Source organism: Acidocella sp. MX-AZ03 (assembly GCF_027626035.1).
Lineage (GTDB): Bacteria > Pseudomonadota > Alphaproteobacteria > Acetobacterales > Acetobacteraceae > Acidocella > Acidocella facilis.
In genome coordinates this window covers 2,279,884-2,304,923 of record NZ_CP110774.1, presented here as the reverse complement: position 1 = coordinate 2,304,923, position 25,040 = coordinate 2,279,884, and the positions used below count along the sequence as shown (strand labels likewise).

Annotated in this window: 20 protein-coding genes and 2 pseudogenes; 15 read left to right on the top strand and 7 right to left on the bottom strand. The window is 65.7% G+C overall.

The annotated features are described in order from the left end of the window. The 3 genes from kdpA to GT370_RS12750 form a co-directional block, all read right to left on the bottom strand. Positions 1–1,692, bottom strand: coding sequence for a potassium-transporting ATPase subunit KdpA (kdpA, locus tag GT370_RS12755; protein ID WP_008494242.1), 1,692 nt, complete (start codon positions 1,690–1,692; stop codon positions 1–3). A gap of 10 nt (positions 1,693–1,702) precedes the next feature. Beyond that, the gene (kdpF, locus tag GT370_RS21470) at positions 1,703–1,813 is read right to left on the bottom strand and encodes a K(+)-transporting ATPase subunit F (protein WP_442865422.1); all 111 of its coding nucleotides are present in this window, start codon (positions 1,811–1,813) and stop codon (positions 1,703–1,705) included. 261 nt (positions 1,814–2,074) lie between these two features. Next, positions 2,075–2,626 carry a cytochrome b gene (locus tag GT370_RS12750; protein WP_008494243.1) on the bottom strand — a complete coding sequence of 184 codons (552 nt, stop codon included), beginning with the start codon at positions 2,624–2,626 and terminating at the stop codon, positions 2,075–2,077. Positions 2,627–2,769: 143 nt separating this feature from the next. On the opposite strand from GT370_RS12750, the gene otsB reads away from it, so the two are divergent. The 4 genes and pseudogenes from otsB to GT370_RS12730 all read left to right on the top strand — a co-directional run bounded on the left by otsB (position 2,770) and on the right by GT370_RS12730 (position 8,413). Then, positions 2,770–3,549, top strand: a complete 780-nt coding sequence (gene otsB, locus GT370_RS12745; RefSeq protein ID WP_008494244.1) for a trehalose-phosphatase — start codon at positions 2,770–2,772, stop codon at positions 3,547–3,549. Beyond that, positions 3,527–5,338: a glycoside hydrolase family 15 protein gene (locus GT370_RS12740; RefSeq protein ID WP_008494245.1), complete on the top strand. Its 1,812-nt coding sequence runs from the start codon at positions 3,527–3,529 to the stop codon at positions 5,336–5,338. The genes otsB and GT370_RS12740 overlap by 23 nt, the downstream gene beginning before the upstream one ends. Further along, positions 5,323–6,689: pseudogene (locus tag GT370_RS12735) on the top strand (alpha,alpha-trehalose-phosphate synthase (UDP-forming)). Before GT370_RS12740 ends, GT370_RS12735 begins: the two are co-directional and overlap by 16 nt. Positions 6,690–6,931: 242 nt before the next feature. Further along, on the top strand, positions 6,932–8,413 hold the full coding sequence (locus tag GT370_RS12730) for an ATP-binding protein (RefSeq protein ID WP_270183159.1): 1,482 nt from the start codon (positions 6,932–6,934) through the stop codon (positions 8,411–8,413). Positions 8,414–8,536: 123 nt separating this feature from the next. Here GT370_RS12730 and GT370_RS12725 read toward each other — a convergent pair whose 3' ends face one another. From GT370_RS12725 to GT370_RS12715, 3 genes are all read right to left on the bottom strand, one after another. After that, the gene (locus tag GT370_RS12725) at positions 8,537–9,496 is read right to left on the bottom strand and encodes a hypothetical protein (protein WP_270183158.1); all 960 of its coding nucleotides are present in this window, start codon (positions 9,494–9,496) and stop codon (positions 8,537–8,539) included. Between the two features lie 459 nt (positions 9,497–9,955). Further along, the gene (locus GT370_RS12720) at positions 9,956–10,411 is read right to left on the bottom strand and encodes an FAD-dependent oxidoreductase (protein ID WP_270184390.1); all 456 of its coding nucleotides are present in this window, start codon (positions 10,409–10,411) and stop codon (positions 9,956–9,958) included. Positions 10,412–10,422: 11 nt separating this feature from the next. Continuing rightward, positions 10,423–11,190, bottom strand: coding sequence for an FAD-dependent oxidoreductase (locus GT370_RS12715; protein ID WP_270183157.1), 768 nt, complete (start codon positions 11,188–11,190; stop codon positions 10,423–10,425). A 97-nt stretch (positions 11,191–11,287) separates the two neighbouring features. Here GT370_RS12715 and GT370_RS12710 point away from each other — a divergent pair, with 97 nt between their 5' ends. The 6 genes from GT370_RS12710 (at position 11,288) to GT370_RS12685 (ending at position 18,914) form a co-directional block, all read left to right on the top strand. Next, positions 11,288–12,193, top strand: a complete 906-nt coding sequence (locus GT370_RS12710) for a LysR family transcriptional regulator (RefSeq protein WP_008494252.1) — start codon at positions 11,288–11,290, stop codon at positions 12,191–12,193. A gap of 7 nt (positions 12,194–12,200) precedes the next feature. Beyond that, the gene (gene chrA / locus GT370_RS12705; protein WP_442865421.1) at positions 12,201–13,439 is read left to right on the top strand and encodes a chromate efflux transporter; all 1,239 of its coding nucleotides are present in this window, start codon (positions 12,201–12,203) and stop codon (positions 13,437–13,439) included. Between the two features lie 383 nt (positions 13,440–13,822). Continuing rightward, the gene (locus GT370_RS12700; RefSeq protein ID WP_270183156.1) at positions 13,823–14,281 is read left to right on the top strand and encodes a hypothetical protein; all 459 of its coding nucleotides are present in this window, start codon (positions 13,823–13,825) and stop codon (positions 14,279–14,281) included. Continuing rightward, complete coding sequence (locus tag GT370_RS12695) at positions 14,209–16,044, top strand: ATP-binding protein (RefSeq protein WP_270183155.1); 1,836 nt, start codon at positions 14,209–14,211, stop codon at positions 16,042–16,044. The genes GT370_RS12700 and GT370_RS12695 overlap by 73 nt, the downstream gene beginning before the upstream one ends. Continuing rightward, on the top strand, positions 16,037–16,492 hold the full coding sequence (locus GT370_RS12690) for a response regulator (RefSeq protein ID WP_008494257.1): 456 nt from the start codon (positions 16,037–16,039) through the stop codon (positions 16,490–16,492). The genes GT370_RS12695 and GT370_RS12690 overlap by 8 nt, the downstream gene beginning before the upstream one ends. Further along, on the top strand, positions 16,482–18,914 hold the full coding sequence (locus GT370_RS12685) for a response regulator (protein ID WP_008494258.1): 2,433 nt from the start codon (positions 16,482–16,484) through the stop codon (positions 18,912–18,914). Before GT370_RS12690 ends, GT370_RS12685 begins: the two co-directional genes overlap by 11 nt. A 30-nt stretch (positions 18,915–18,944) precedes the next feature. Here GT370_RS12685 and GT370_RS12680 read toward each other — a convergent pair. Further along, positions 18,945–20,188 (bottom strand): annotated as a pseudogene (locus GT370_RS12680) (ammonium transporter). 200 nt (positions 20,189–20,388) lie between these two features. On the opposite strand from GT370_RS12680, the gene GT370_RS12675 reads away from it, so the two are divergent. The 5 genes from GT370_RS12675 (at position 20,389) to tcuB (ending at position 25,005) form a co-directional block, all read left to right on the top strand. Continuing rightward, positions 20,389–20,667, top strand: coding sequence for a metal/formaldehyde-sensitive transcriptional repressor (locus GT370_RS12675; RefSeq protein WP_008494260.1), 279 nt, complete (start codon positions 20,389–20,391; stop codon positions 20,665–20,667). Then, entirely contained in the window at positions 20,664–21,614 is a 951-nt protein-coding gene (gene dmeF, locus GT370_RS12670) for a CDF family Co(II)/Ni(II) efflux transporter DmeF (protein WP_008494262.1), read from the top strand. Before GT370_RS12675 ends, dmeF begins: the two co-directional genes overlap by 4 nt. A 50-nt stretch (positions 21,615–21,664) precedes the next feature. Continuing rightward, on the top strand, positions 21,665–22,342 hold the full coding sequence (locus GT370_RS12665) for a GntR family transcriptional regulator (protein WP_008494264.1): 678 nt from the start codon (positions 21,665–21,667) through the stop codon (positions 22,340–22,342). 166 nt (positions 22,343–22,508) lie between these two features. Then, positions 22,509–23,906: an FAD-dependent tricarballylate dehydrogenase TcuA gene (gene tcuA / locus GT370_RS12660; RefSeq protein ID WP_008494265.1), complete on the top strand. Its 1,398-nt coding sequence runs from the start codon at positions 22,509–22,511 to the stop codon at positions 23,904–23,906. Next, a complete protein-coding gene (gene tcuB / locus GT370_RS12655; RefSeq protein ID WP_008494266.1) occupies positions 23,893–25,005 on the top strand; it encodes a tricarballylate utilization 4Fe-4S protein TcuB in 1,113 nt (370 codons plus the stop codon). Before tcuA ends, tcuB begins: the two co-directional genes overlap by 14 nt. Positions 25,006–25,040: the final 35 nt, after the last annotated feature.

Below are 25,040 nucleotides of genomic sequence, written 5' to 3'. Positions count from 1 at the left end.
TCAGAAAATCTTTCCAGCTTGCAGGAGCACATGTTCGGCGAGCGGGCCCAGCGTATCGGCCGGCAGGAATTGCAGACCGCCGAGGATGATGATGACGCCGATGAGCAGCCCGATGAAAAGCGGGCCGGTGGTGGGGAAGGTGCCGGCGCTGGCGGCCAGGCGCGGCTTGGCGGCGAGCGAGCCGGCGATGGCCAGAACCGGGATCATGAAGGCGAAACGCCCGAACAGCATCGCCGCCCCCAGTCCGTAATCCAGCAAGGGCGTGTCGGCGGAGAGGCCGGCGAAGGCGCTGCCATTATTCTCGGTGGCGGAGGTCCAGCCATAGAGCATCTCGGTGAGGCCGTGCGGCCCGGCATTCGCCAAGGAGGCCAGCCCGGATTTGGTGACCAGCGAGAAGCCAGCCCCGGCCAGGATGAACAGCGTGAGGATCAGCACGCCGAGCATGGCGAGCTTGATCTCCTTCGCCTGCACCTTCTTGCCGAGATATTCCGGTGTCCGCCCGACCATCAAACCCGCAATAAACACCGAGAACAAAGCAAAGACGATGATGGTGTAGAAGCCCGAGCCGACGCCGCCCGGTGTCACCTCGCCCAGCTGCATCAGGAACAGCGGCACGGCACCGCCCAGCGGGGTGTAGCTGTCGGTGAAGCTGTCCACGGCACCCGTTGAGGTGCCGGTGGCGGAGACGTTGAAGGTGGTGCTGGGGGCGATGCCGAAGCGCATTTCCTTGCCTTCCCAATTGCCGCCCGGCGCGACGCCGGCGGCGATTTGCAACGGGTTGCCATGCGCCTCCGCCGCGTAGGCGCCGATGCAGCCCAGCGCCAGGATGATCGCCATCGCCGCCATCAGCGCGCGGCCCTGCGCCTTGTCCTTCACCATATGGCCGAAGGCGATGGGCAGGGCGAAGCCGATCACCAGCAGCAGCCAGTTTTCAAAGAGGTTGGTCCAGCCATTGGGGTTTTCGAACGGATGCGCGGAATTGGCGTTGAAGAAGCCGCCGCCATTGGTGCCCAGCTCCTTGATCGCCTCCTGCAACGCCACCGGCCCGATGGCGATGGTCTGCGTGCCGCCCTGCAGCGTGTGCGCGGTGATGAAGCCAGAGAAACTTTGCGGCACGCCCGCCAGCACCAGCAGCACCGCCGCGATTAAAGCGCCGGGCAGCAGCAGATAAAGGGTGATGCGGGTGAGATCGACATAGAAATTCCCCAGCCGCGCCGCGTTTCCAGTAAAGGCGCGCATCATCGCGGCGGCGGCGGCGATGCCGGCGGCGGCGGAGATGAACATATGCACGGCCAGCCCATAGGCCTGCGCACCGTCAGAGATCTGCGCCTCCGGCGCGTAGGCCTGCCAGTTGGTGTTGGTGGCGAAGCTGGCGGCGGTGTTGAAGGCCAGGCGCGGCGACATGCCGGCGATATGTTGCGGGTTCATCGGCAGATAGAATTGCAGCCGCAAAATCGCATAGAGCAGCGCGAAATGGATCACGCTGAGCAGCAGCAACGCCACCGCGTAGCTTTGCCACCCCATGGCGCGGCGTTCATCCACCCCGGCCAGCCGGTAAATCCCGGTTTCGAGCGGGCGCAGAAACCGCACCCGCCCTTCAAAAATCGCCGCCAGATAGCGCCCGAGCGGAAACGCCGCGCCGAGCACGAGCAGAAAGACCAGCGCGATATACGCGATGCCCTGAATTGTCATGGGAGTTCTCTCAGAAATCTTCAGGGCGCAGCATCGCCCAGACCAGATAAACCAGCAGCACGGCGCAGATGGCGCCCCCAGAGCCTGGTCCAGCATCATACGTGCTCGCAGGCGGGAACATAAAGGATCAACAACGCGAAAATCATCGCGCCGAAGATGATGGTGACGAGATCGCCCATTTACGGCCTCCTATGGAAGCCTGTGGTGTAGGCGGACAAAAATAAAGCCGCGATGCGGAAGGCATCGCGGCGCCATAAAGAGCGTATAAAGATTTGCGGCTAGAGCGTATTCTGTTCACTTTGGTGCACGGAATACGCTCTAGCTTTTTGTTTGCCCGAGCAACTTTATCCGATCAAACGAGTCCGTTTGATCGGATGCTGCTCTAGCCGCGCGGCAGCATGCGGCGCAGCACCCCGTCCTTCAGCACATAATGATGCACCAACGCCGCCAGCGCATGCAGCCCGGCGAGGATGATGATCGTCCAGGCGACATAATCATGGATCTGGTCGACGAAATGCCCGGTCGCCCTGGAAAAATCGCCGAAGGGCGAAGGGATCGGCAGGCCGAAGAAGCTCAAGGGCTGGTTATCCGTCCAGCGTGTGGCGAAGCCGAGCAGGATTTCCGCGCCCAGCAACAGATAAAGCAGGTGGTGCAGCCCGCGCGCACCGCGATTGAGCAGGTCCTTGCCGTCGTCGAACTGGGTGTGGCCGGGGCGGGCGCGCCAGACCAGCCGCAGCACGAACACCGCCGTGAGCAGCAGCCCGAAAGACATATGCAGCACGATCATCAGATGATGGTTCGGTTTGGAGAAAAAATCCCAGAATTCCGCCAGCAGGAAGTTCACCACAACCAGCAGGGCGGTGAGCCAGTGCAAGGCGATGGTCGGCCCGTCATGGCGGCTGCCGGGCTTATCAATCGATATCATATCGGACATGTTTTGGCCTTATGGCTGTAATTCGGATCGCGTGACCGTTCTGGGGGACGGGGTGTGGCAGAAATCGGGCCAAAATGGCAAGCGCGACATCGGCATTCCGCCACAAATGGCTGGTGTTACAGGATCTTCATGTCGCGGTTAGGATGTGGCAGCATTTCCGTGGCCATATCGGTCGGATGCGCCACCAGAACTCTCCGCCCGAATTGGCACATGATTGCGCCCTGTTCCTCGATATTGACGGAACGCTTCTCAACTTCTCTGTTGATCCGTTGGGTGTGGAGGTGCCGCCTGGTCTGCCGCCGCTGCTGCGCGGGCTGGCGGGCTGGCTGGATGGGGCGCTGGCTTTGCTCTCCGGCCGCCGTCTGGCGGATATCGACCAGCTGCTCGGGGCAGGTTTCGCCGCCGGGGCGGAGCATGGCGCCGTGTTGCGCGCCGGGGACGGGGCGATCATCGCCGAGGCGCGGCCGGACCCCGCCTTGCAGGCGCTGCGCGCGCCGCTGGCCGAGGCAGTGGGGCGCCATCCTGGCACGCTGCTGGAGGAAAAACGCTTCGGGTTGGTGCTGCATTGGCGCGCCGCCCCGCAGGCGCAGGAGGCGCTGACCGAGCTGGGCCAGGCGCTGGCCGCGCCGCATCCCGGGTTGGTGCTGATGCCGGCGCACGCCGCCCTGGAAATCCGCCAGCGCGGCACGGATAAGGGCGCGGCGCTGGAGCGCTTCATGGCGCTGCCGCCTTATGCGGGGCGCCGGCCGGTCTTCATCGGCGATGATGTGACGGACGAGCCGGCCATCGCCCGCGCCCGTGAGATGGGCGGGATGGGGCTGCATGTCGCCCGTGATTTCGGTGGCAAGGTCGAGGCGGTGCGCGCCTGGCTGGCCGCCAGCCTGGAAAAAGGGAGGATGGATGTCGCTACGCTCCAATCTTGACCTCGCCGTCATCGGCAATGGTGCCATCGCCTCGCTGGTGGACCGGGACGGCCGGCATGTCTGGTGCTGTTGGCCGCGGCTGGATGGCGACCCGGTCTTTCACGCTCTGCTTGGCGGCCCGGCTGAGCAAGGGGAGATGCATGTCGAGCTGGTCGGCCAGGTCGAGGCGACACAGAGCTATCTGCCCAATACCGCGATCCTGGAGACGATCCTGCGCGATGATCAGGGCAATGCGCTGCGGGTGCTGGATTTCTGCCCGCGTTTCCGGCTTTATGGGCGGGTTTTCCATCCCTACATGCTCATGCGCCGGCTGGAGCCGCTCGCTGGGCGGCCGCGGGTGAAGCTGCGCATCAAGCCGGGCTTCGCCTATGGCGCGGAGCATCCCAAGCCGGGGATTGGCAGCAATCATCTGCGTTTTGTCGGCCCGGAATTCGCCCTGCGGGTGACCACGGATCTGCCGATCTCGCATATCGTGCATGAGCAGCCGCTCACGCTGGGCCGGCCGGGCACGCTGGTGCTGAGCGTGGATGAGCCGCTGAACCAGGCGCCGGACCAGCTGGCCACGCATTTCCTGGCCGAAACCCGGGCTTATTGGGAGGAATGGGTCGCCAGCCTGAACGTGCCGTTCGACTGGCAGGAGGCGGTGATCCGCGCCGCGATCACGCTCAAGCTCTGCTCTTATGACGATACTGGCGGCATCGTCGCGGCCCTCACCACCTCGCTGCCCGAGGCCCAGGGCTCCGGGCGCAACTGGGATTACCGTTTCTGCTGGCTGCGTGATTCGATGTTCACCATCGCCGCCCTCAACCAGCTCTCGGCGACGCGGACGATGGAGACCTATCTCGGCTTCGTGCTGGATACCGTCACCAGTGCCGGCCCGCGCGAGCTGCCGCCGCTCTTTCCCATCGCGCCGGGCATGAAGCTGGATGAATATATCGCCCCGGCGCTGACCGGCTATGGCGAGGGCAATCTGCCGGTGCGGGTCGGCAATGGCGCCGCCGGGCAGCGCCAGAACGATGCCTATGGCTCGATCATCATGAGCCTGGCGCAGCTTTTCTTCGACCGCCGGCTGCGGGTGCGCGGCGATGAGGCGCTCTATCGCCAGCTCTGCGAGCTGGGCGACATAGCCGAGCGCGTGGCGCTGGAGCCGGATGCGGGGCCGTGGGAATTTCGCGGCATGGCCCGTGTGCATAGCTTCTCCGCCGCGATGTGCTGGGCCGCCCTCTCGCGCCTGGCGATGATCGCCTCGACCTTGGGGTTGGAGGCGGAGGCGGCGCAATGGACCCTGCGCGCCCAGAGCCTGCGCGCGGAAATCATGCGCCGGGTGGTGACCAGGGAAGGCTGGATCTCCGGTGCGCTGGATCAGGAGGTGGCGGATGCCTCGGTGCTGGTGTTGCCCAATATCGGCTTCATCGACGCGAAATCCCCGGAATTCGCGGCGACCTTGGATATGGTCGAGCGCCGGCTGATGCATGGCGGCTTCGTGATGCGTTATGACGATCCGGATGATTTCGGCCTGCCGGAAACCGCGTTTTTGCTGTGCAGCTTCTGGCATGTCAGCGCCCTGGCGCTGGCCGGGCGGCGGGCGCAGGCGATGGAGCTGTTCGAGCGCATTCTGGCGGCGCGCAACCATGTCGGGCTGCTGGCCGAGGATGTGGAGCCCGCGCAGGATGGCACGCCCAGCCGGCTCTGGGGCAATTTTCCGCAAACCTATTCCCATGTGGGCTTGATTCTCTGCGCGATGCGTCTCTCGCGCGGCTGGGAGGAGGGGCTATGGCGCGCCTCGTAATCGTCTCTAATCGCGTCCCGGATGTCTCGGATGGCGCCGCGCCGCGCGCCGGCGGGTTGGCGGTGGGGCTGGCCGATGCGCTGGTGCCGGGCTCGGTCTGGTTTGGCTGGTCGGGCAAATGCATCGACACGCGCTCCCATGAGGTGACCCGCGCCGAGGCCGAAGGTGTGACCTACGCCACCATCGATCTGGCGGAGGCTGACCACCGCGCCTTCTATCTCGGCTTTTCCAACGCCACGCTCTGGCCGCTCTTTCACATGATGCCGAGCTTCGTCACCTTCGATTCCGCCGAGTACAAGGCCTATCGCGAGGTGAATGAGCAATTCGCGGAAGCGCTGATGGCACTGCTGCGGCCGGATGATCTGATCTGGATCCATGACTACCAGCTGCTCGGCGTGGCGGCGGATCTGCGTCGGCGCGGGGTGCGCAACCGCATCGGCTTCTTCCTGCACATTCCCTTCCCGGCGCCGGCTTTGTTTGAGCTGCTGCCCTGCGCGGAGGAGCTGCTGGCCGGCATGCTGGCGCATGACGTGATCGGCTTTCATACCCCCCGGACCGGGCGCGGTTTCTCGAGGCGATGGCGGCGCATGGTTACCAGGTGCAGGGCGATGATGTGCTGCATGAGGGGCGGCGCATCCGCGTCGTGGTCACGCCGATCGGCATCGATGTGGAGGGCTTCTCGCGCCTCGCCGGGCGCGCCATCCGCCGGGTGGAGGCCAAGCGCGTGGTGGAAAGCCTGAACGGGCGCACGCTGATGATCAGCGCCGACCGGCTGGACTATACCAAGGGCCTGCCGGCGCGTTTCGACGCCTATCGGCGCTTCCTCGGCAGCTATCCCGAGCATCGGCGCAGGATCAGCTTCCTGCAGGTCGCCGCCCCGTCGCGCGAGGAGGTGGAGAAGTACAAATCCTTGCGCGACGAGCTGGCCTACAAGGCCGGCGCCATCAATGGCGCGTTCTCGGATTTCGACTGGGTGCCGCTGCGCTACATGACCCGCGCGGCCGGGCGTGGCCTGCTGGCGGGGATGTTCCGGATCTCGCATATCGGGCTGGTCACGCCTTTGCGTGACGGCATGAATCTGGTGGCGATGGAATATATCGCCGCGCAGGACGGGGCGGACCCGGGGGTGCTGATCCTTTCGCGCTTCGCCGGGGCGGCCTCGCTGCTGCCCGAGGCGCTGCTGGTCAACCCCTATGACATCGACGCGATGGCGGCGGCGATGGATCGGGCGATGAGCATGAGCCTGGAGGAGCGCCAGGAGCGGCACGAGGCGCTGCTGGAGCATATCCGCACCCATAACGCCACCGCCTTCAGCCGTAGCTTCGTGGCCGCGTTGAATCGGCATCATTAAGCGAGAGTTGTAAAAGTTTTTGAGGGGGTCGGAGCTTTTTTCAAAAACTTCCCACGAAGGTTCGCGGGGTGACGGCGGCGTTGCCTACGCCCAGCCGTTTTCGCCGCTCTTTTGAAAAAAAGCGGCACCAAAAAACTTTCGCAAATTTTCAGAAGGTTGTTTTCAAGGATTCGCACCAGCCTCGACGCGGCCCGCCGCGGTTGATAAGCCCTCCCGGCGATGCAGGGCTTTGGACTCGGGATATGACGGTAGCGATTGATATGGGGCAGGGGCCCGGCGGGGTTGCGGCCGCCATGGATCTGGAGGAGCTGCTCGCCACCCGCCTGCTGGTGCAGGGCAATTCCGGCTCCGGCAAGTCCCATCTGCTGCGCCGGCTGCTGGAGCAGAGCGCGCCCTGGGTGCAGCAGGCGATCATCGACCCGGAAGGCGATTTCGTTACTTTGGCCGAGGCCTTCGGGCATCTGGTGATCGATGCCGAGGCGCATAGCGAGCAGGGGCTGCAACTGGCCGGCGAGCGGGCGCGGATGCACCGCGTCTCTACCGTGCTGAACCTGGAAGGGCTGGACGCGGAGACCCAGATGCGCCGCGCCGCCGCCTTTCTCGGCGGCATGTTCGAGGTGCCGCGCGACCATTGGTACCCGGTGCTGGTGGTGGTGGACGAGGCCCAGCTTTTCGCTCCCGCCGTCGGCGGCGAGGTTGCGGACGAGGCCCGCAAGCTCTCTCTCGGGGCGATGACCAATCTGATGTGCCGCGGGCGCAAGCGCGGGCTGGCGGGGGTCATCGCCACCCAGCGCCTGGCCAAGCTGGCCAAGAATGTCGCCGCCGAGGCCTCCAACTTCCTGATGGGCCGCACCTTTCTGGATATCGATATGGCGCGGGCGGCGGATCTGCTGGGCATGGAGCGCCGCCAGGCGGAGGCGTTCCGGGACCTGGAGCGCGGGCATTTCATGGCGCTCGGCCCGGCATTGTCGCGCCGGCCGCTCTCGATTCGCATCGGCGCCACGCAGACCGCGCCGCGTACCTCCACCCCGCGCCTGACCCCGCTGCCGGGGGCGGCGTTGGAGGATGCGCATGCGGTGATTCTGGCAGCACCTCCGCCGGACGCCCCGCGCCCGGTGCGCCGGGCCCCGGCCCCGCCGCCGCCGGACCTGATCAGCCAGCTGATGCAAGCCGCCCCGGCGGTGCAGGAGCGTGCCGAGGAAGCGGCCGCCCCGCCCAGCCCGGAGGAGCTCGCCGTCCGCCGTGCGCGGCTGGACAAGATCCTCGCCGCCATCCTGGCCGACCCGGAGGCGGGGTTTCGCACCGTCGGCGTGCTGTATCAGGATTTTCTGGTGCGCTGCCGGATCGAGGGCATGGGCAATGGCGCGCCGGACCTAGCCGCCTTCCGCCGGATGCTGACGCGCGCCCGTGCCGGCATCTCCGCCGAGATGGCGCAGGAGGAGGTGTGGCAGGACGTGACCGCCCGCGCTGGCCTGCTGCCGGAGGACATGCAGGGGATCTATATGATGATCGCCCGCGCCGCGAAGGATGGTGCCCCTTGCCCCTCGGACGCCGCCATCGCCCGCGCCTACGGCACCCGCTCAATGGGCCGCGCGCGGCGGCTGCTCACCTACATGGAAGAGCAGGGGCTGATTGTGTGCCAGCAGGACGGGGCGGGGAGACGAATCGTGACGCTGGTGGAACTGGCCTGGGCGACGGCGGCGGGGGATCCGAACGGGGGGTAGGGGAGGTTAGTGGGGGATAGCGGAATGGCGACTTTTGGACCACTCCTACAAGAAATTAGACGCTCAACCCACATCCGATCCTGACTGGCAGTAAGGTGGTTCCTACTTGATGGCAAGAATTAGTCAGCCCTTATTCAAAGATATTAGCGAATTAATTTCTTCGCTTGAAAGGGGGCGATCTGTTTTGGCTCGTAACAGCCAAAGAGCGAAGCGTTGAGAAAATCTTTCTATCGCTTCTTCGGTAATGACGCTGCCTTCGCTGATCTGGCATTCCCGAAACGTGTCAATAAGCATTTCGTGGATATGCTGTTCTTGCTGCTTTTCAGTATGGTCTTTGAGTGCGGCGCCGATAGAGTCTCCTGGATTTCTACTCGATTCATCAATAGTAGGTGTCTCTAGCCAGGAAATATCAAGGTCAAACCCATAGTTTGGTAGATACGACCAGTTATTTGGGTTAAGAGGGTTGGAGACCAACCCAACCGCTCGGTTGGGCATTCCGCCCGCCTCGGCAATGACTATACGCCAGTATGCTGTGTTATAGTTACCTACATAAGCAAGTATTTTTCCGTTACTGTCGCTTTTGACAAAAATAAGGTTGAAAATTGGACCGAATTTACTTGCAAGGATGTCTGCGCCTGGAATTGGGCGTCCGTCTAATTTTATCTTATTTGACAAAAATGTTTGATCACCACGTGTGACGAACACTTTGACGGCGTCAAAGGGAGATTCTTTGATCGCATTATCCTGCCCACTCTTATTCCATAAGACAAGGCACGATTTGGCAAGCGATCGCAACGGATCATGGCCACCAAATGCCATATTTCTTGTTACCTGTGGACCAGGCTGTATAATTTCACGCGCATTTGCCCGCCCTAATTGGTTTCTTAGATTTTCTTCTGAGATTCCGATGGCCGCAGCGACATGAGGCATAAGACTGTCAACGTGTTCCAAGTCTTTTGCTTTAATGGTAACGTCAAATCCGCCGTCGCTTCGTTTTTCGATTATAAATGGCTTCTGTCTCAGCTCTATCCGGCCATCAGGCCAAACGACAAATTTCTGATTTTCCTCAATGGTTACTTGCAACGGCGGTGGCGTTCTTCTGTCTCCAGACGACAAATTAAGCAGTGTACGAAGATCCTGAACTTGGCTTGCAAGTGCAGTGTCAATTGTAGATCCGAATGTGTTGTTGCATTCTGAACAAATGACGCCACGAGTGGTGGCACGCCCCCGAGCGCGTTTAGCCAAATATGCTCAGGCTTCGTATCTGGGGTTAGCACTGTTGGACAAAAGATGCAGATGTTCATTACATACTCTTAGCATGCATACTCTTGGCCATGAAGAAGCGTTCGCTGGATACCACCAAACAATAGGGAAAGTTTCGGTAGCCTCAGACGGCCGAACGTCTGCTCTTGAGATGATCTCCCATGCCGGTATATGTCCGCCAGGGGTCGTAAGCCGTCACTCACAGATGCCCGCTTTGCCATCACGCCCCGCAAATCAGCCGTGCAAAAGCGATCCTTTGCGTCAGCTTAAAAACTCCCCTCACCCTACCCGTGTCATCGCCCCCAACACCTCCGTCGCCGCCCGCACGCCGCTCTCATACGCCCCATGCGCGGTCGAAAAATCCGTTGCATGTGTCGCCTCCCCTGCGAAAAACAGACGGTTCTCGAATGGCCGCGCCAGCGTCGCGCGGGCGCTGCGTTGGCCGGGGCGGGCGTAGGAGTAGGAGCCGCCGATATGGGTGGTGCGGGTCCAGTCGGTGGTGATCAGCGGGCGCAGCTGTTTGCGCACATCGGCACCCAGCAGCTTCGCCAGCCCGTCCATGGCTGCCGCGTAGGCGGCGACCGGGCCTTCGCGGGTGATGATCTCGGCGCTGTCATTGCCGAGATAGGCTTCGATGGTCGGCAAACCCATGGGCCGGATGCCGTAACTCATCGCTTTCACATCGCGCGGGTCGCCGAGCAGATGGCTGCGGGGCTCGAACGCTGCGGGTTCCAGCAGCTCGAAAATTACCTTCTCGTCATGGCCGAGCGGCAGCTGTGCGGCCGCCTCCCGCCACGCAGCCGCCCCGCCGGCAGCTTGATCCGCCCGTCCGCCAGCATCGCGGTGGAGCAGGTGAGGATGGCGGCGCGCGCGCGGATCGCCCCGCCCGGCGTGGTCAGCGCCACGCCCGCGGCGGTGAGGGAAATCTCCTGCACCGGCGTGGAGAGTTTCAAATCCACCCCGGCCGGAAAATGGGAGGTGATCAGCGCGCCATAGCCGCCGGGCATGCGCCAGTTCTCGTCGGTGGAGGCCTCTTCATAGGCGGCGTAATCGGCGGCGGATATGTCCTCCAGCCGGCCGCCGCTGATGAAGCCGACGATGGTGCGGATATAATCATTCCACGCCCCGCCCGGCTCCAGCGCGCCGGCGGCGACATCATCCGCCGGCCGGTTGTCGATCAGGCGTTGCGACCAGGCATCGAACGCCTCGCTCGCCGCATCCTGCTCGGCGGGGGTGAAGCCGAGATCGCGATATTGCCGGCGCCAGGCGGAGGGGCGGCGATAGATCTCCACCCCGGCGGCCTCGGCCAGCCGCGTCCAAACATTGCGGCTGGCCGAATGCAGCCAGGCACAGCCCATATCCAGCTTCAGCCCGGCCAGATCCAGGGTCCAGCCCCGCCCGCCCAGGCGTGCTGCTGCCTCGATCAGCATCACCTTGCGTCCCTGCCCGGCCAGATGGCGCGCCGCACCGATGCCGGCGGCGCCGCCGCCGATGATGGCGATGTCGATCTCCATGGCTTCACACTCCGTTTTCTCGGACTGTCATATCCCGCCCCACGCCGTTAGGTTAATAGGGTAGAATTGAAACAGGCTATTCGAGTTTTGAGGTATAATGCGCGGAACTGAGTTTGCCCGGCTGCGGGCCTTCGTGACGGTGGTGGAGGAACAGAATTTCGCCCGCGCCGCGACCCGGCTGCGCATCGCCGCGCCGACGCTGAGCCAGATGATCCGCGAGCTGGAGGAGGCGCTGGGGGTGCGGCTGCTCAACCGCACCACCCGTAGCCTCTCGCTCACCGCCGCCGGCACCCGGCTGCTGGCGCGCTTCAAGCCGGCGATGGCGGAGATGCAGGCGGCACTTGAGGATGTCGCCAGCCTGCGGGACACGCCGGCCGGGCTGGTGAAGCTGCACACCCCGGCCCAGCCCTGCGCCGCCTTCATCGAGCCGCTGCTGGGGGCGTTTCATGCGGCCTATCCGGACATCGTGCTGGACATCACCGTGGATGACGCCGTCACCAACATCGTCGAGGCGGGGTTCGATGTCGGCATCCGCATCGGCGAGCTGCTGGAGCAGGACATGGTGGCGCTGCGGCTGTGCGGGGACATGCGCCAGATCGCCGCCGCTTCGCCTGAATATCTGGACAAGTTCGGGGTGCCGCAGACGCCGGGGGATCTGCTGGGCCATCGCTGCATCAATATCCGCCCGCCCGGCCGGGCAGGGATTTATAACTGGGAGTTCGGGCAGAATGGGCGCTGGTTCGCGGTGGCGGTGGGCGGGCCGTTGATCGTCTCGCACCGGGAGGTGGCGTTGCGGGCGGCGCTGCAGGGTGTGGGCATCGCCTTCATGTCGGAGCAGCTGCTGCGCCCGCATATCGAGGCCGGGCGGCTGGTCGGGCTGTTGCGGGATTACGCGCCGCCTTTTCCCGGCTGGCATCTCTATTATCCCAGCCAGCGCGATCTGCCGGGGGCGGTGCGGGCCTTCGTGGAGGTCTGCCGCGCTCATGCGGCGGTTGAAGGATGACGCTTTGATGACGCGCTGGCCTGAACCGGGTGCGGACTGTTACGAGCATGGCGATCAGGGGGGCGCCATGGAGGAGAGCAAGGGCAGCGCGCTGGAGGTGCTGCGGATTTTCCTGCGGCTGGGCTGCAGCTGCTTTGGCGGGCCGGTGGCGCATATCGGCTATTTCCGCACGGCGTTCGTGAGCAAGCGTGGCTGGCTGGCGGAGCGCGATTATGCCGAGCTGGTCGGGCTCTGTCAGTTCCTGCCCGGCCCGGCGAGCAGCCAGGTCGGCTTTGCCATCGGCCTGTTGCGGGCGGGGCTGCCGGGGGCGCTGGCGGCCTGGGTTGGGTTCACGCTGCCTTCGGCCTTGTTGCTGGTCGCCTTCGCTTATGGTGCCGGGCATCTGAACGGGGGGCTGAGGCAAGGGCTGCTGCACGGGCTGAAGCTGGTGGCGGTGGCGATCGTCGCGCAGGCGGTCTGGGGGATGGCGAAATCCTTCTGCCCGGATCTCCGGCGCGCCGGCATCGCGGTGGCGTGCGGGCTGCTGATCCTCAGCGCGCAGAGCGGGGCGATGCAACTGGTGGTGATCGCGCTGGGGGCGTTGGCGGGGCTGGCGCTGTGCCAGGGCGGCGGCGTGCCGGAGCCGTTGACGCAGATGCCGGTCTCGCGCCGGGCCGGGCTGGTGGCGCTGGGGCTGTTCTTTTTGCTGCTGTTCGGGCTGCCGATGCTGGCCTGGATGCCGTCCATGGCGGTGATGGCGGCCTTCTACCATGCCGGGGCGCTGGTATTTGGCGGCGGCCATGTGGTGCTGCCGCTGCTGCGCGATGCGGTGGTGGCGCCGGGCTGGGTGAGTTCGAGCGCCTTCCTGGCCGGCTATGGCGCGGCGCAGGCGGTGCCCGGCCCGCTGTTCAGCTTCGCCGCCTATCTCGGCACGCTGGCCGCCCCCTTGCCGGGGCCGGGCGGGGCGGCGCTGGCGCTGATCGGGATCTTCCTGCCGGGGATGCTGATTTTGCTGGCCGCACTCCCCTTCTGGGCGGCGCTGCGCCGGCGGCCCGGCGCGCAAGCGGCGATGCGCGGGGTGAATGCCGCCGTGGTCGGGCTGCTGGCCGCTTCGCTCTATAACCCGGTCTGGACCAGCGCGGTGCTGCGCCCGGCCGATGCGGCGCTGGCGCTGGTTCTGTTTCTACTGCTGCTGGTTGCCAAGCTGCCGCCGCTGGCGGTGGTGGGGCTTGGCGCGCTGGGCGGGATGGGGCTGATATTCATTTAGATATCATGGGCTTATTCGAACCCGGCCGCCTCGTCCATCCGCGTCCCCTCCCGCACCCCCTCGATATCGCCAAGCGCCACCAGCAGATGGGAAAGCGGACGCTTTTCTGCCGGATCTCCCGCTCGGTGCCGATCAGCGCGGAAAATAGAAAGGCCAGCGACAATTCGCCGATCTGCAGCCCGTTCGGATCGAAACCATGCAGCATCAAAGATGCCTCCCGCAGCCCTGCCTGAGCGGCACGCTGCCAAAACATGAAAACGAGGTCAGGCTCCTTGCATTACAAGCCTCTCGGTGGTTCAGATTGGGGTGATTGGGGAGATGCCTATGCCGATTAAACATGCGGGGCAGCAGGCGCCGGCCAAACTGGCAAGCGGGTTTGCGGGATGAGCGCGCTGCCCTATCGCGCCGCCTTGGAGGCTTGCGCCGCCGAGCCGATCCGCATTCCCGGGGCCATCCAGCCGCATGGCGCGCTGCTCTGTTTCGATCCGCAGACCCTGGCCCTGCGCCAGATGAGCCGCAATGCAGCGGCGATGCTGGGGGTCGAGCTGGCGCCTGGTCCCCTGCCAGCCGGGCTTTCAGGGCTTAAGGCGCCGCTGCGCGCCTGGCTGGAGAGCGGCGATGTCGTGTTCCTGAAAGTGCTGGAGGTCGCCGGGCGGCGCTGGCAGCTGCAAGGGCATCTCACCCCGCAAGGCGCGCTGCTGGAATTCGAGCCGCCGCCGCAGCCGGATGAGGAGGCGCTGGAGAGCCTCTATCCCGGCTCAGCGCCTTCATGGCGGATCTCAGCGCTTCGGCGGATCTGGCCGGGGTGGCGCGCGCCGCGGTGCGCGAAATCCGCGCGCTGACGCAGTTCAACCGCGTGCTGGTCTATAGTTTCGATGAGACCGGCGACGGTACCGTGCTGGCCGAGGCCAATGATGGCGTGCTGCCCAGCTATCAGGGTTTGCGTTTTCCCGCCTCCGACATTCCCGAACAGGCCCGGGCTTTGTACCGGCTCAGCCGCATCCGGCTGATCCCTGCGGTGGATTACACGCCCTGCCCGATCGAGCCGGTGAACAGCCCGGTGGACCAGGCGCCGCTGGACCTCTCCCGCGCGGGCTTGCGCAGCGTCTCGCCGGTGCATCTGGAATATATGCGCAATATGGGCACCGGCGCCTCGATGTCGGTCTCGATCCTGGTGAATGGCGCGCTCTGGGGGCTGATCTCGGCGCATAACGCGGCGCCGCGCATGGTCAACCCGCAGATTCGCAATGCCTGCGACATTCTGGGGCAAGTGCTGTCGATGCATATCGAGACCCGGCTGCAGGCCGGGCTGGCGGCGGAGCGGCTGGCGCTTTCGGCGGTCGAGCAGAGCCTGCTGGCCGGGCTGGCGGAGGCGCCGAGCCTGCAGGCGGGGCTGGCCGCGCATGCGGCCGAGCTGCTGGCCATGCTGCGCGCGCAAGGGGCGGCGACCATCATCCAGGGCAAGGTCTGGATGACCGGGCAGACGCCGGATGAGGCGGCGATCAAAGCCTTTGCGGCCGATCTGCAGGCCGCCGGGGAAGAACAATTCGAGACTGACAGCCTGGCTCAGCGTTGGCCGCAGGCGGCGGGCTTCGGCGCCCAGGCCAGCGGCATGCTGGCGATCTCCACCTCCCAGGTGCATGCGGATTACGTCTTCTGGTTCCGCCCGGAGCTGGTGCGCACGGTGGAATGGAGCGGCAATCCGGTGAAGGCGGCGGAGCCGGTTTCCGGCCGGCTGCACCCGCGCAAATCCTTTGAGATGTGGAAAGAGCGGGTGGAGCTGCGCAGCGCCCCCTGGCGCCCGGCCGAGATTGAAACCGCGATCTCCTTTCGCAACGCCATCCAGACGCTGGTGCTGCGCCGGGCGGAGGAGCGGGCCGAGCTGACCGATATGCTGGAGCGCTCCAACCGCGAGCTGGAGGCGTTCTCCTACTCCATCTCGCATGATCTGCGCGCCCCTTTCCGGCATATTGTCGGTTTCGCCGAGCTGCTTTCGGATCGTGAGCGCTCGCTGGATGAGCGCTCGCGTCATTACGTCACCACGATCAAGGACGCGGCGGTCTCCGCCGGGCGGCTGGTGGATGATCTGCTGGCCTTCTCCCAGCTCGGCCGCAGCCAGCTCCATAAAACCCGGGTCGATATGGCGAAGCTGGTGCAGGAGGCGCGCCGGCTGCTGGAGCCGGAGTTGGGCGGGCGGCTGGTGCAGTGGCGGGTCGAGCCCCTGCCCGATGGTTGGGGCGATGCCACCATGCTGCGGCAGGTCTGGCAGAACCTGCTGCAGAACGCGATCAAATATACCCGTGGCCGGGAGATGACGCGGATTTCAGTTGGCGGTACGGCGCAGGGCGGCAAAATCCGCTACTGGGTGGAGGATAATGGCGTCGGCTTCGAGATGGCCTATGCCGGCAAGCTGTTCGGGGTGTTCCAGCGGCTGCACCGGATTGAGGAGTTTGAGGGCACCGGCATCGGGCTGGCGCTGGTGAAACGGATTGTCGAGCGCCATGGCGGCACGGTCGAGGCGCACGGTGAGCCAGGCAAGGGCGCGCGCTTCAGTTTCGTGCTACCCGAGGCTGGGCATGACAAAAGGAAGACGATAAGTGGCTGATTTGCGACCTATTTTGCTGGTCGAGGACAATCCGAGGGATCTGGAGCTGACGCTCGCGGCGCTGGCCAAATGCCAGCTCGCCAACGAGATCGTGGTGGCGCGGGACGGGGCGGAGGCGCTGGATTATCTCTATGCGCGCGGCGCCCACGAGAACCGCGTGCCGGGCGACCCGGCGGTGGTGCTGCTGGATCTGAAGCTGCCGAAGGTGGATGGGCTGGAGGTGCTGGAGAAGGTGAAGTCCGACCCGATGCAGCGCCAGATCCCGGTGGTGATGCTGACCTCCTCGCGCGAGGAGCGCGACCTTTTGCGCAGCTATGAGCTGGGGGTGAACGCCTTCGTGGTGAAGCCGGTGGACTTCAACGCGTTTTTCGAGGCGATCCAGGATCTGGGGATGTTCTGGGCGATTTTGAACGAGCCGCCGCCGGGTGCGCGATCCAATGGCATCTGAGACGCCGGTTCGGGTTCTGCTGCTAGAGGATAGCGCGGTCGATGCCGAGCTGGTGGCGGCGCATCTGCGCAAGGCGGAGCTGGAGGCGGAGATCACCTGCGTCGCCACCCAGGCGGATTTTCGCGCGGCGCTGAAGCGCGATACGCATGATGTGGTGCTGGCGGATTATTCGCTGCCGGATTTCGACGGGCTGAGCGCGCTGGCCATCGCCCAGGAGCTGCGCCCGCATCTGCCCTTCGTGTTCGTTTCCGGCGTGGTGGGGGAGGAATTCGCCACCAATGCGCTGAAGCTGGGGGCGCTGGATTATGTGCTGAAGCGTAATCTCTCGCGCGTCGCCCCGGCGGTGCGCCGGGCGCTGGACCAGGCACGCGAGCGCGGCGAGCGCCGGGACGCGCTGGCGGCGCTGGAGCGCAGCGAGATGAATGCCCGCCTCGCCGCCGAGGCGGCGAAGCTGGGCTTGTGGGAATATGCCCCGGAGAGCGAGACGCTGCGCTGGGACGACACCGCGCGCTGGATTTTCGGCGCCGGCCCGCAGGACGAGCTGAGCCTGGAATTTTTGCGCGCGCGCTGCCACGAGGAAGATGGCGCGGCCTTGTTCGCGGCGCTGCGCGCGGCGCTGGAGGGGCAATCCGGCAAGACCGCGCGGGTGCAGCAGGATATCCGCATCACCCTGCCCGGCGGCGCCTTGCGCTGGGTGGCCGTGCATGGCCAGGCGCTGGCCGATACCACGCGCAGCCTGCGGCTGGTGGGGGTGGTGCGCGACATTACCGAGGAGCGCCACGCCCAGGAGATCATGCGCGCCGAGGCGCAGGAGCTGGAGCGCCAGGTGGCGATCCGCACCGCCGAGCGCGACCGGATCTGGCGGTTGAGCGACGAGCTGTTCGCCGTGGTCGATCTGGGCGGGCGCATTCGCCGCGCCAACCCGGCCTGGGAGAGCCTGCTTGGCTATCAGGAAGGCCGGCTGGATGGCTGCCTGCTGAGCCTGCTGCTGCATCCGGAGGATCGCGACGGGCTGGCGGAGGTGCTGCAAGAGCTGCGCGATGGCCGCAAGCCGCCGCGCCGGGAGGACCGGTTCAGCCACCAGAATGGCGGCTGGCGCTGGATTTCCTGGGGGGCGGTGGCGGAGGAGGGGGCGGTCTATCTCGCCGGGCGGGATGTGACCGCCGAGCGCGAGGCGCGGATCGCCCTGGCCGAGCGTAATGCCGAGCTGGCGGCGCAGATCGAGGAGCGCCAGCGTGTGGAGGAGACGCTGCGGCAGATGCAGCGGCTGGAGGCGGTGGGCCAGCTCACCTCCGGCGTGGCGCATGATTTCAACAATCTGCTCACTGTGATTCTCGGCAATATCGGCTTCGCCGAGCGCCGGCTGAAAACCGCCGAGGATGATAAATTCCTGCAGCGTTTGCAGACTATGCGCAGCGCGGCCGAGCGCGGCGCCTCGCTGACCGCGCAGCTGCTCGCCTTCTCCCGCCGTCAGCGGCTGGAGCCGAAGGCGGTGGATCTGAACGAGACGGTGCAGGGCATGCGCGAGCTGCTGCAAAGCACGATGGGCGGCTCCATTCGCATCGAGACGAATCTGCGCGCGGATTTGTGGAGCGCGCTGGTCGATCCGACCCAGATCGAGCTGATCATCCTCAACCTCGCGATCAATGCCCGCGATGCGATAGAGGTGGGCGGCACGCTGACGCTGGAGACGGCGAATGTCAGCCGCACCGGCCCGCGCCAGCGCCCGGAGGAGCCGCCGCCGGGGGATTATGTGATGCTCTCGGTGCGCGATACCGGCACCGGCATGAGCCCGGAGGTGCTGGCCAAGGCGTTCGAACCGTTCTTCACCACCAAGGAGGTGGGCAAGGGCTCAGGGCTGGGGCTGGCACAGGTTTATGGCTTCGCCGCGCAGTCCGGCGGCGGGGTGAATATCGAGACGCGGATCGGGGTTGGCACCACCATCTCGGTATTTCTGCCGCGTACGCAGACGGCGCAGGAAGCCGGGCCGGACGCGGCGGCGCATGCCCCCGTTCCGGCGGCGCAGGCCGGGCAGACGGTGCTGGTGGTGGATGATGATCCGCAAGTGCGCGAGGTGACCAGCACGGTTCTGGGCGAGGCTGGCTATCGGCTGACGGAGGCCGCCAGCGGAGCCGAGGCGTTGGCGATTTTGCGGACGAAGCAGCGCGTGGATCTGCTGGTGGCGGATTTCGCCATGCCGGGGATGAGCGGGGTGGAGCTGGCGCGGGAGGGCCAGGCCTTGCGGCCGGGGCTGAAGGTGCTGTTCGTCACCGGCTATGTCGATCTCACCTCGCTGGATGGGGTCGGCGAGGCGCAGATCATCCGCAAGCCCTTCCAGGAGGAGGAGCTGCGGGCCAAGGTTTCGGAGCTGCTGCGCGCTTCGCCGCCCGGCAATGTGTTGCGCTTCACCCGCTCGGGCTGAGGCGGCGCGGCGTTTTGGGGCGGCTTTGCGTCAGAAGATCTGCTCGCCATGCAGAACCACATCCAGCCCTTCGCGCTCTTCCTCGCGGCTGACACGCAGCCCGACCAGCAGATCCGTGAGTTTCAGCAGCACCCAGCTGACCGCGGCGCAGTACAGAATGGCCACGCCAACGCCCAGCGCCTGCACGCCCAGCAGATGCAGCCCGCCAATGGCCGCATTGTTGGAGAGCGGGCCGAAGGCGAACCAGCCGGTGGCGAGCGTGCCGATGATGCCGGCAATGCCGTGCACGCCGAACGCATCCAGGCTGTCATCGTAATCGAATTTATGCTTCAGCTCGGTCGCTGTCCAGAAACATACCGCCCCGGCAACGAGGCCGATCAGCAAGGCCGGGCCGGGCAGCACATAGCCGCTGGCCGGGGTGATCGCGACCAGCCCGGCCACCGCCCCGGAGATTGCCCCCAGCACAGAGGGCTTGCCGCGTAGCACCCATTCCACCCCGGCCCAGGCCAGTGTGGCGCCGGCGGCGGCCATCTGGGTGGCCAGCACGGCCATGCCGGCGCGCGGGTTGGCCCCCATCGCGCCGCCGGAATTGAAGCCCATCCAGCCGACCCAGAGCAGCGAGGCGCCGATGACCGCATAGCTGAGATTCCACGGCGCCATGTTCTCCTGGCCATAGCCCAGCCGCTTGCCGAGCATCAGCGCGCAGACCAGCCCGGTGACGCCGCAATTGATTTCCACCACCGTGCCGCCGGCGAAATCCGCCAGGCCAAGCCGCGCCAGCCAGCCATTCGGCGACCACACCCAATGCGCCAGCGGCGCATAGACCAGTAGCGACCAGAAGGTGAAAAACACCAGCAGGGCGGAAAATTTCATCCGGTCGGCGCAGGCGCCGGTGACCACCGCCGGGGTGATGATGGCAAAGCTCATCTGGAACATCAGGAAGACGCTCTCAGGAATGCCGGTCTGCACCGCGAAGGGGGTGCCGGCGGCGATGGTGAAGGGCTTGTCCCAGCCATTGGCGAGGCCCGCCAGCAACAGGCGCGAGCCATCGCCGATCCAGCCATTGCCGGGCCGAAGGCGAGGGAGTAGCCCGCCAGCATCCAGAGCACGCTCACCAGCGCGCACAGCATGAAGGATTGCATCATGGTGGCCAGCACGTTCTTCTTGCGGACCATGCCGGCATAGAACAGCGCCAACCCCGGCACCGTCATCAGCAGGACCAGCACCGTGCACATCAAAACCCAGGCGATGTCGCCTGGTTGCAAACTCTGCATCTTTTTTCTTTTGCCTCTGGCGTCAACGGCCCGTTCGCGGACCTTGCGGGTGCGTTATCGTGCGCGCCGCTGCCCGTCAACGCGCTGGCGGCAGCGGGTTTGGCCGGCGGCTTGTATCCCGGCGCGGGGGCAGGGGGGCGGTGAGGCCGCCCGCCACCCGGGGCGTTGAATAGGGTAGGGGGGTATGCTATGGCGCCGGGATGACGCATGCGGTGAAAGACAAGCAGCGCCTGCTGGCGCGGGTGCGGCGCATCCGCGGCCAGGTCGAGGCGATCGAGCGGGCGCTGGAGAGCGAGGCGGGGTGCGAGACGGTGATGCATCTGATCGCCGCGATGCGCGGCGCCACCGCCGGGCTGATGGCGGTGGTGGTCGAGGACCATGTGCAGAACCATCTGGTCGATGAGGCCGCCCATCCTGGCGCGCTGGACCGCGACGCGGCGGCGCAGCTTCTGGAAATCGTGAGGACTTATCTGAAATGAGCGAGAGCAACAGCCTGGCGCATGAGCATGTGTTTCTGGGTGCGGACCATGCCAATAGCGAGCGCCGCACCTGGTGGGTGATCGCGCTGTGCGGCGCGATGATGCTGCTGGAGATTGTCGGCGGCTGGCTGTTCGGCTCGCTGGCATTGGTGGCGGATGGGCTGCATATGAGCACCCATGCCGGGGCGCTGCTGCTGGCGGCTTTGGCCTATCGCTATGCCAGGCGCCATGCGCGCGATCCGCGCTTTTCCTTTGGTACCGGCAAGCTGGGCGATCTTGCCGGCTTCACCAGCGCCATCATCCTGGCGATGATCGCGCTGTTGATCTTCTACGAGGCGGTGGGCCGGTTTTTTTCTCCGGTGCCGATCGATTTCGCGCAGGCGCTGCCGATCGCGGGGCTGGGGCTGGTCGTGAATATCGCCAGCGCCTGGCTGCTCTCCGGCGGGCATCATCACCATCACGGCCATAGCCACGGTCACGGCCACGATCATGACCATGACCATGATCATCACCACCATGCCGGGCGGGACAATAACATGCGCGCCGCCCTGGTGCATGTGGCGGCGGATGCCGCCGTCTCGCTGGCGGTGATCATCGGGCTGCTGCTGGCACGCGCCTTTGGCTGGGTGTGGATGGACCCGCTGGTCGGCGTGCTGGGGGCGGTGGTGATCCTTAGCTGGTCCTACGGGCTGCTGCGCGATACCGGCGCCATTCTGCTCGACATGATCCCGGACCAGAAGATGGAGCGCGCCATTCGCGGCATCGTCAACCGCGCCGGAGACGAGGTGCTGGACCTGCATCTCTGGCGGCTGGGGCCGGGGCATCTGGGGGCGATCCTGTCGGTTGCCAGCGCCAAAGGCCGGGATGAGGATTTCTACCGCGCCCGGCTGGAGGGGTTTGAGGGGCTCTCGCACATCACCATCGAGATCCGCCAGCGCCGGATTTGAAACCGGCGCGCCCCGGCGGCATAAGCGGGGCGCACAGCAGAGGCGTTTCCATGGCCGCGCAGAAAGACAATATCGCCCGCAAACCCAGCCGCTCCAGCGGCCGCGATGCCTATGAGCTGCTGCTGGAAGGCATCGAGAACGGCGCCCTGCCGGCCGGCACCCGGCTGCGCGAGACCGAGCTGGCGCAGCGTTTCGCGCTCAGCCGTACGCCGATCCGCGAGGCGCTGAAGCGGCTGGAGCAGCAGGGGCTGATCACCCATGAGCCGCATCAGGGCATGGCCGTCACCTCGCTGGATTATAACCAGATCGCCGAGCTGTACGCGCTGCGGGAGGTGCTGGAAGGCACCGCGGCGCGGCTGGCGGCGCAGCATGCCTCGGCCATCGAGATCAGCGTGCTGGAGGAGATGGTGGCGGCGGACCGTGCCCGCATCGAGGATGCCGTCATGCTGGCGCGTACCAACCGGGCCTTCCACCAGCAGCTGCGCGATGCCGGGCGCAACCAGTATCTGGCCCAGGCGCTGGAAAATCTGCGCCTGTCGCTGGCGTTGCTGCCGGGCACCACGCTGGGCGCGCCGGGGCGGGGGGCGTCGTCGGTGGAGGACCATGCCGCCATCGTCGCGCGCATTGCCGCGCGGGATCCGGAGGGAGCGGAGGCGGCGGCGCGGGAGCATATCCGCAATGCCTTCAAGACCCGCATCCAGCTTTTGCAGCAGCGCTTCACCGGCTGACTTGCGGGCATTTTGAGGCTGCCGGGGCTGTGCGCCGGCCTGCCCACCCCAGGCGGGCGTGCGGCGGGGGCGGGCCTGATGCGCGGCGGCGCGATGAGCCGGCGGATTGACAGGACAAGGCTATCGCCGATAATTGTATGCAACTGCATACAAAGGCGAGGCCGGGATGGATCAGAAAGCCCTGCGTTACGACATTGTGGTGATTGGCGGCGGCAACGCGGCCCTCACCGCCGCCCTGGAGGCGCGGCTGGCCGGGGCCAGCGTGCTGGTGCTGGAACACGCGCCAAAGGCGATGCGCGGCGGCAATTCCCGCCACACGCGAAATATCCGCGCCATGCATGCCGCCCCCACCTCGGTGCTGACCGAGTCCTATCTGGAAGATGAGTACTGGGACGATCTGCTGCGGGTGACCGGGGGCCAGACCGATGAGGCGCTGGCGCGGCTGACCATCCGCGCCACCCAGGAGGCGCTGCCCTTCATGGCGCGCTGCGGGGTGAAATTTCAGCCCTCGCTGACCGGCACGCTGAACCTCTCGCGCACCAACGCGTTCTTCCTGGGCGGCGGCAAGGCGTTGCTGAACGCCTATTATGCCACCGCCGAGGCGCTGGGGGTGGAGGTGCTCTACGACACCCAGGTCACCGAAGTGGCCCTTGAGGGCCGCCGGGTGCGGCGGCTGAAGGTCGTCTGCAAGGGGTTTCCGCTGGAGGTGGCGGGCAAGGTCGTGATCGCCGCGTCCGGCGGCTTTCAGGCGAATATCGAGTGGCTGAAACAGGCCTGGGGGCCACAGGCGGAGAATTTCCTGATCCGCGGCACGCCCTACGCGCAGGGGCGGGTGCTGCGTCATCTGCTGGACCAGGGCATCGCCTCGGTCGGTGATCCGACGCAATGCCATGCCGTGGCCATCGATGGCCGGGCGCCGAAATTCGATGGCGGCATCGCCACCCGTTTGGATTGCGTGCCGTTTTCCATCGTCGTCAACAAGCATGGCCAGCGTTTCTATAATGAGGGCGAGGATGTCTGGCCGAAGCGCTACGCGATCTGGGGGCGGCTGGTGGCGCAGCAGCCGGACCAGGTCGCCTACAGCATCATCGACAGCCAGGCGGAAAAACTCTTCATGCCGTCGGTATTTCCGGCGATCAAGGCGGACAGCATCGCCGCGCTGGCGGAAAAGCTGGGCCTGGAGCCCGCGGCTTTGGAAGCGACCGTGGCCGCCTACAATGCCGCCTGCGTGCCCGGCGATTTCGACAGCTCCAGGCTCGACGGCGTGCATACGCAAGGGCTGGAACCGCCAAAGACCAACTGGGCGCGGCCGATTTTGCAAGCGCCTTTCATCGGCTATCCGCTGCGGCCGGGGATCACCTTCACCTATCTCGGCGTGAAGGTGAATGAGCGCGCGGAAGTGATCATGCAGGATGGCGGTGTGATGGAAAATCTCTACGCTTCGGGGGAAATCATGGCCGGCAGCATTCTCGGCAAAGGCTATCTGGCGGGGTTCGGCATGGCGATCGGCACGGTGTTTGGCCGCATCGCGGGCAAGGAGGCGGCGCGCAATGTCCAGCGTTGAAATGATCGAGAGCCCGGCGATGGCCGATAGCCGCCGCGCCATGGAAGTGTGCAATGCCTGCCGCTATTGCGAAGGGTTCTGCGCGGTGTTTCCGGCGATGGAGCTGCATCGCGATTTCGCCGCGGGTGATCTCTCCTACCTCGCCAATCTCTGCCATGGCTGCAAAGGCTGTTACTATGCCTGCCAATATGCGCCGCCGCATGAATTCGGCATCAATGTCGCCCGCAGCTTCGCGCTGCTGCGCCAGGAGAGCTATGCCGAACATGCCTGGCCGGCGCCGCTGGGCCGGGCCTTCGCCCGCAACGGGCTGGTGACGTCGCTGGCGATGGCGGGCGGCATCGCGCTGGTGCTGCTGCTGACTTTCCTGCTGCAATCGCCGGGGACGATCTTCGGTGTTCTGCCAGTGACGCCGGGGGCTGGATTCTACCTGATCATCCCGAAAGCGGTGATGACGCTGACGGCGCTGGCCGCCGGGCTGTTCGCGGTGCTGGCGATGGGCATGGGGCTGGCCTCCTACTGGAAGGCCAGCGGCACGCGTGGCTGGAGCGTGAAGGATCTGCGCCAGGCCTGCAAGGATGCCGCCAGCCTGCGCTATTTCGGCGGCAACGGCCATGGCTGCAATGACAAGGATGGCAGCTTTTCCACCACACGCCGGCATCTGCATCATCTGATGGCCTACGGGTTTCTGCTCTGCTTTGCCGCCACCAGCGTCGGCGCCTTTGAGGATCTGATCCTCGGCTGGCCCGCACCCTACCCGTTGCTGAGCCTGCCGGTGCTGCTGGGGCTGGCTGGTGGCATCGGCATCATCTTCGGTTGTGCCGGGCTGCTCTGGGTGAAATTGCAGGCGGACCAGGAACCGCAGGCGCGTGAGTTGCTGGGGGCGGACGCCGGGCTGTTGCTGCTGCTGTTGCTGATTGCCGCGACCGGGCTTTTGTTGCTGGCCCTGCGCGGCACCAGCGCCCAGGGGGTAACGCTGTGCGTGCATCTCGGCCTGGTGCTGGGGTTTTTCGTGACCATGCCCTACAGCAAATTCGTGCACGGGCTCTACCGTTTCGCCGCCCTGCTGCGCAATGCCCGGGAGCAGCGCGAAGCTGGTTGAGCCAGCGTAGCGGGGCCATTCGGCTGTGCTGCGGT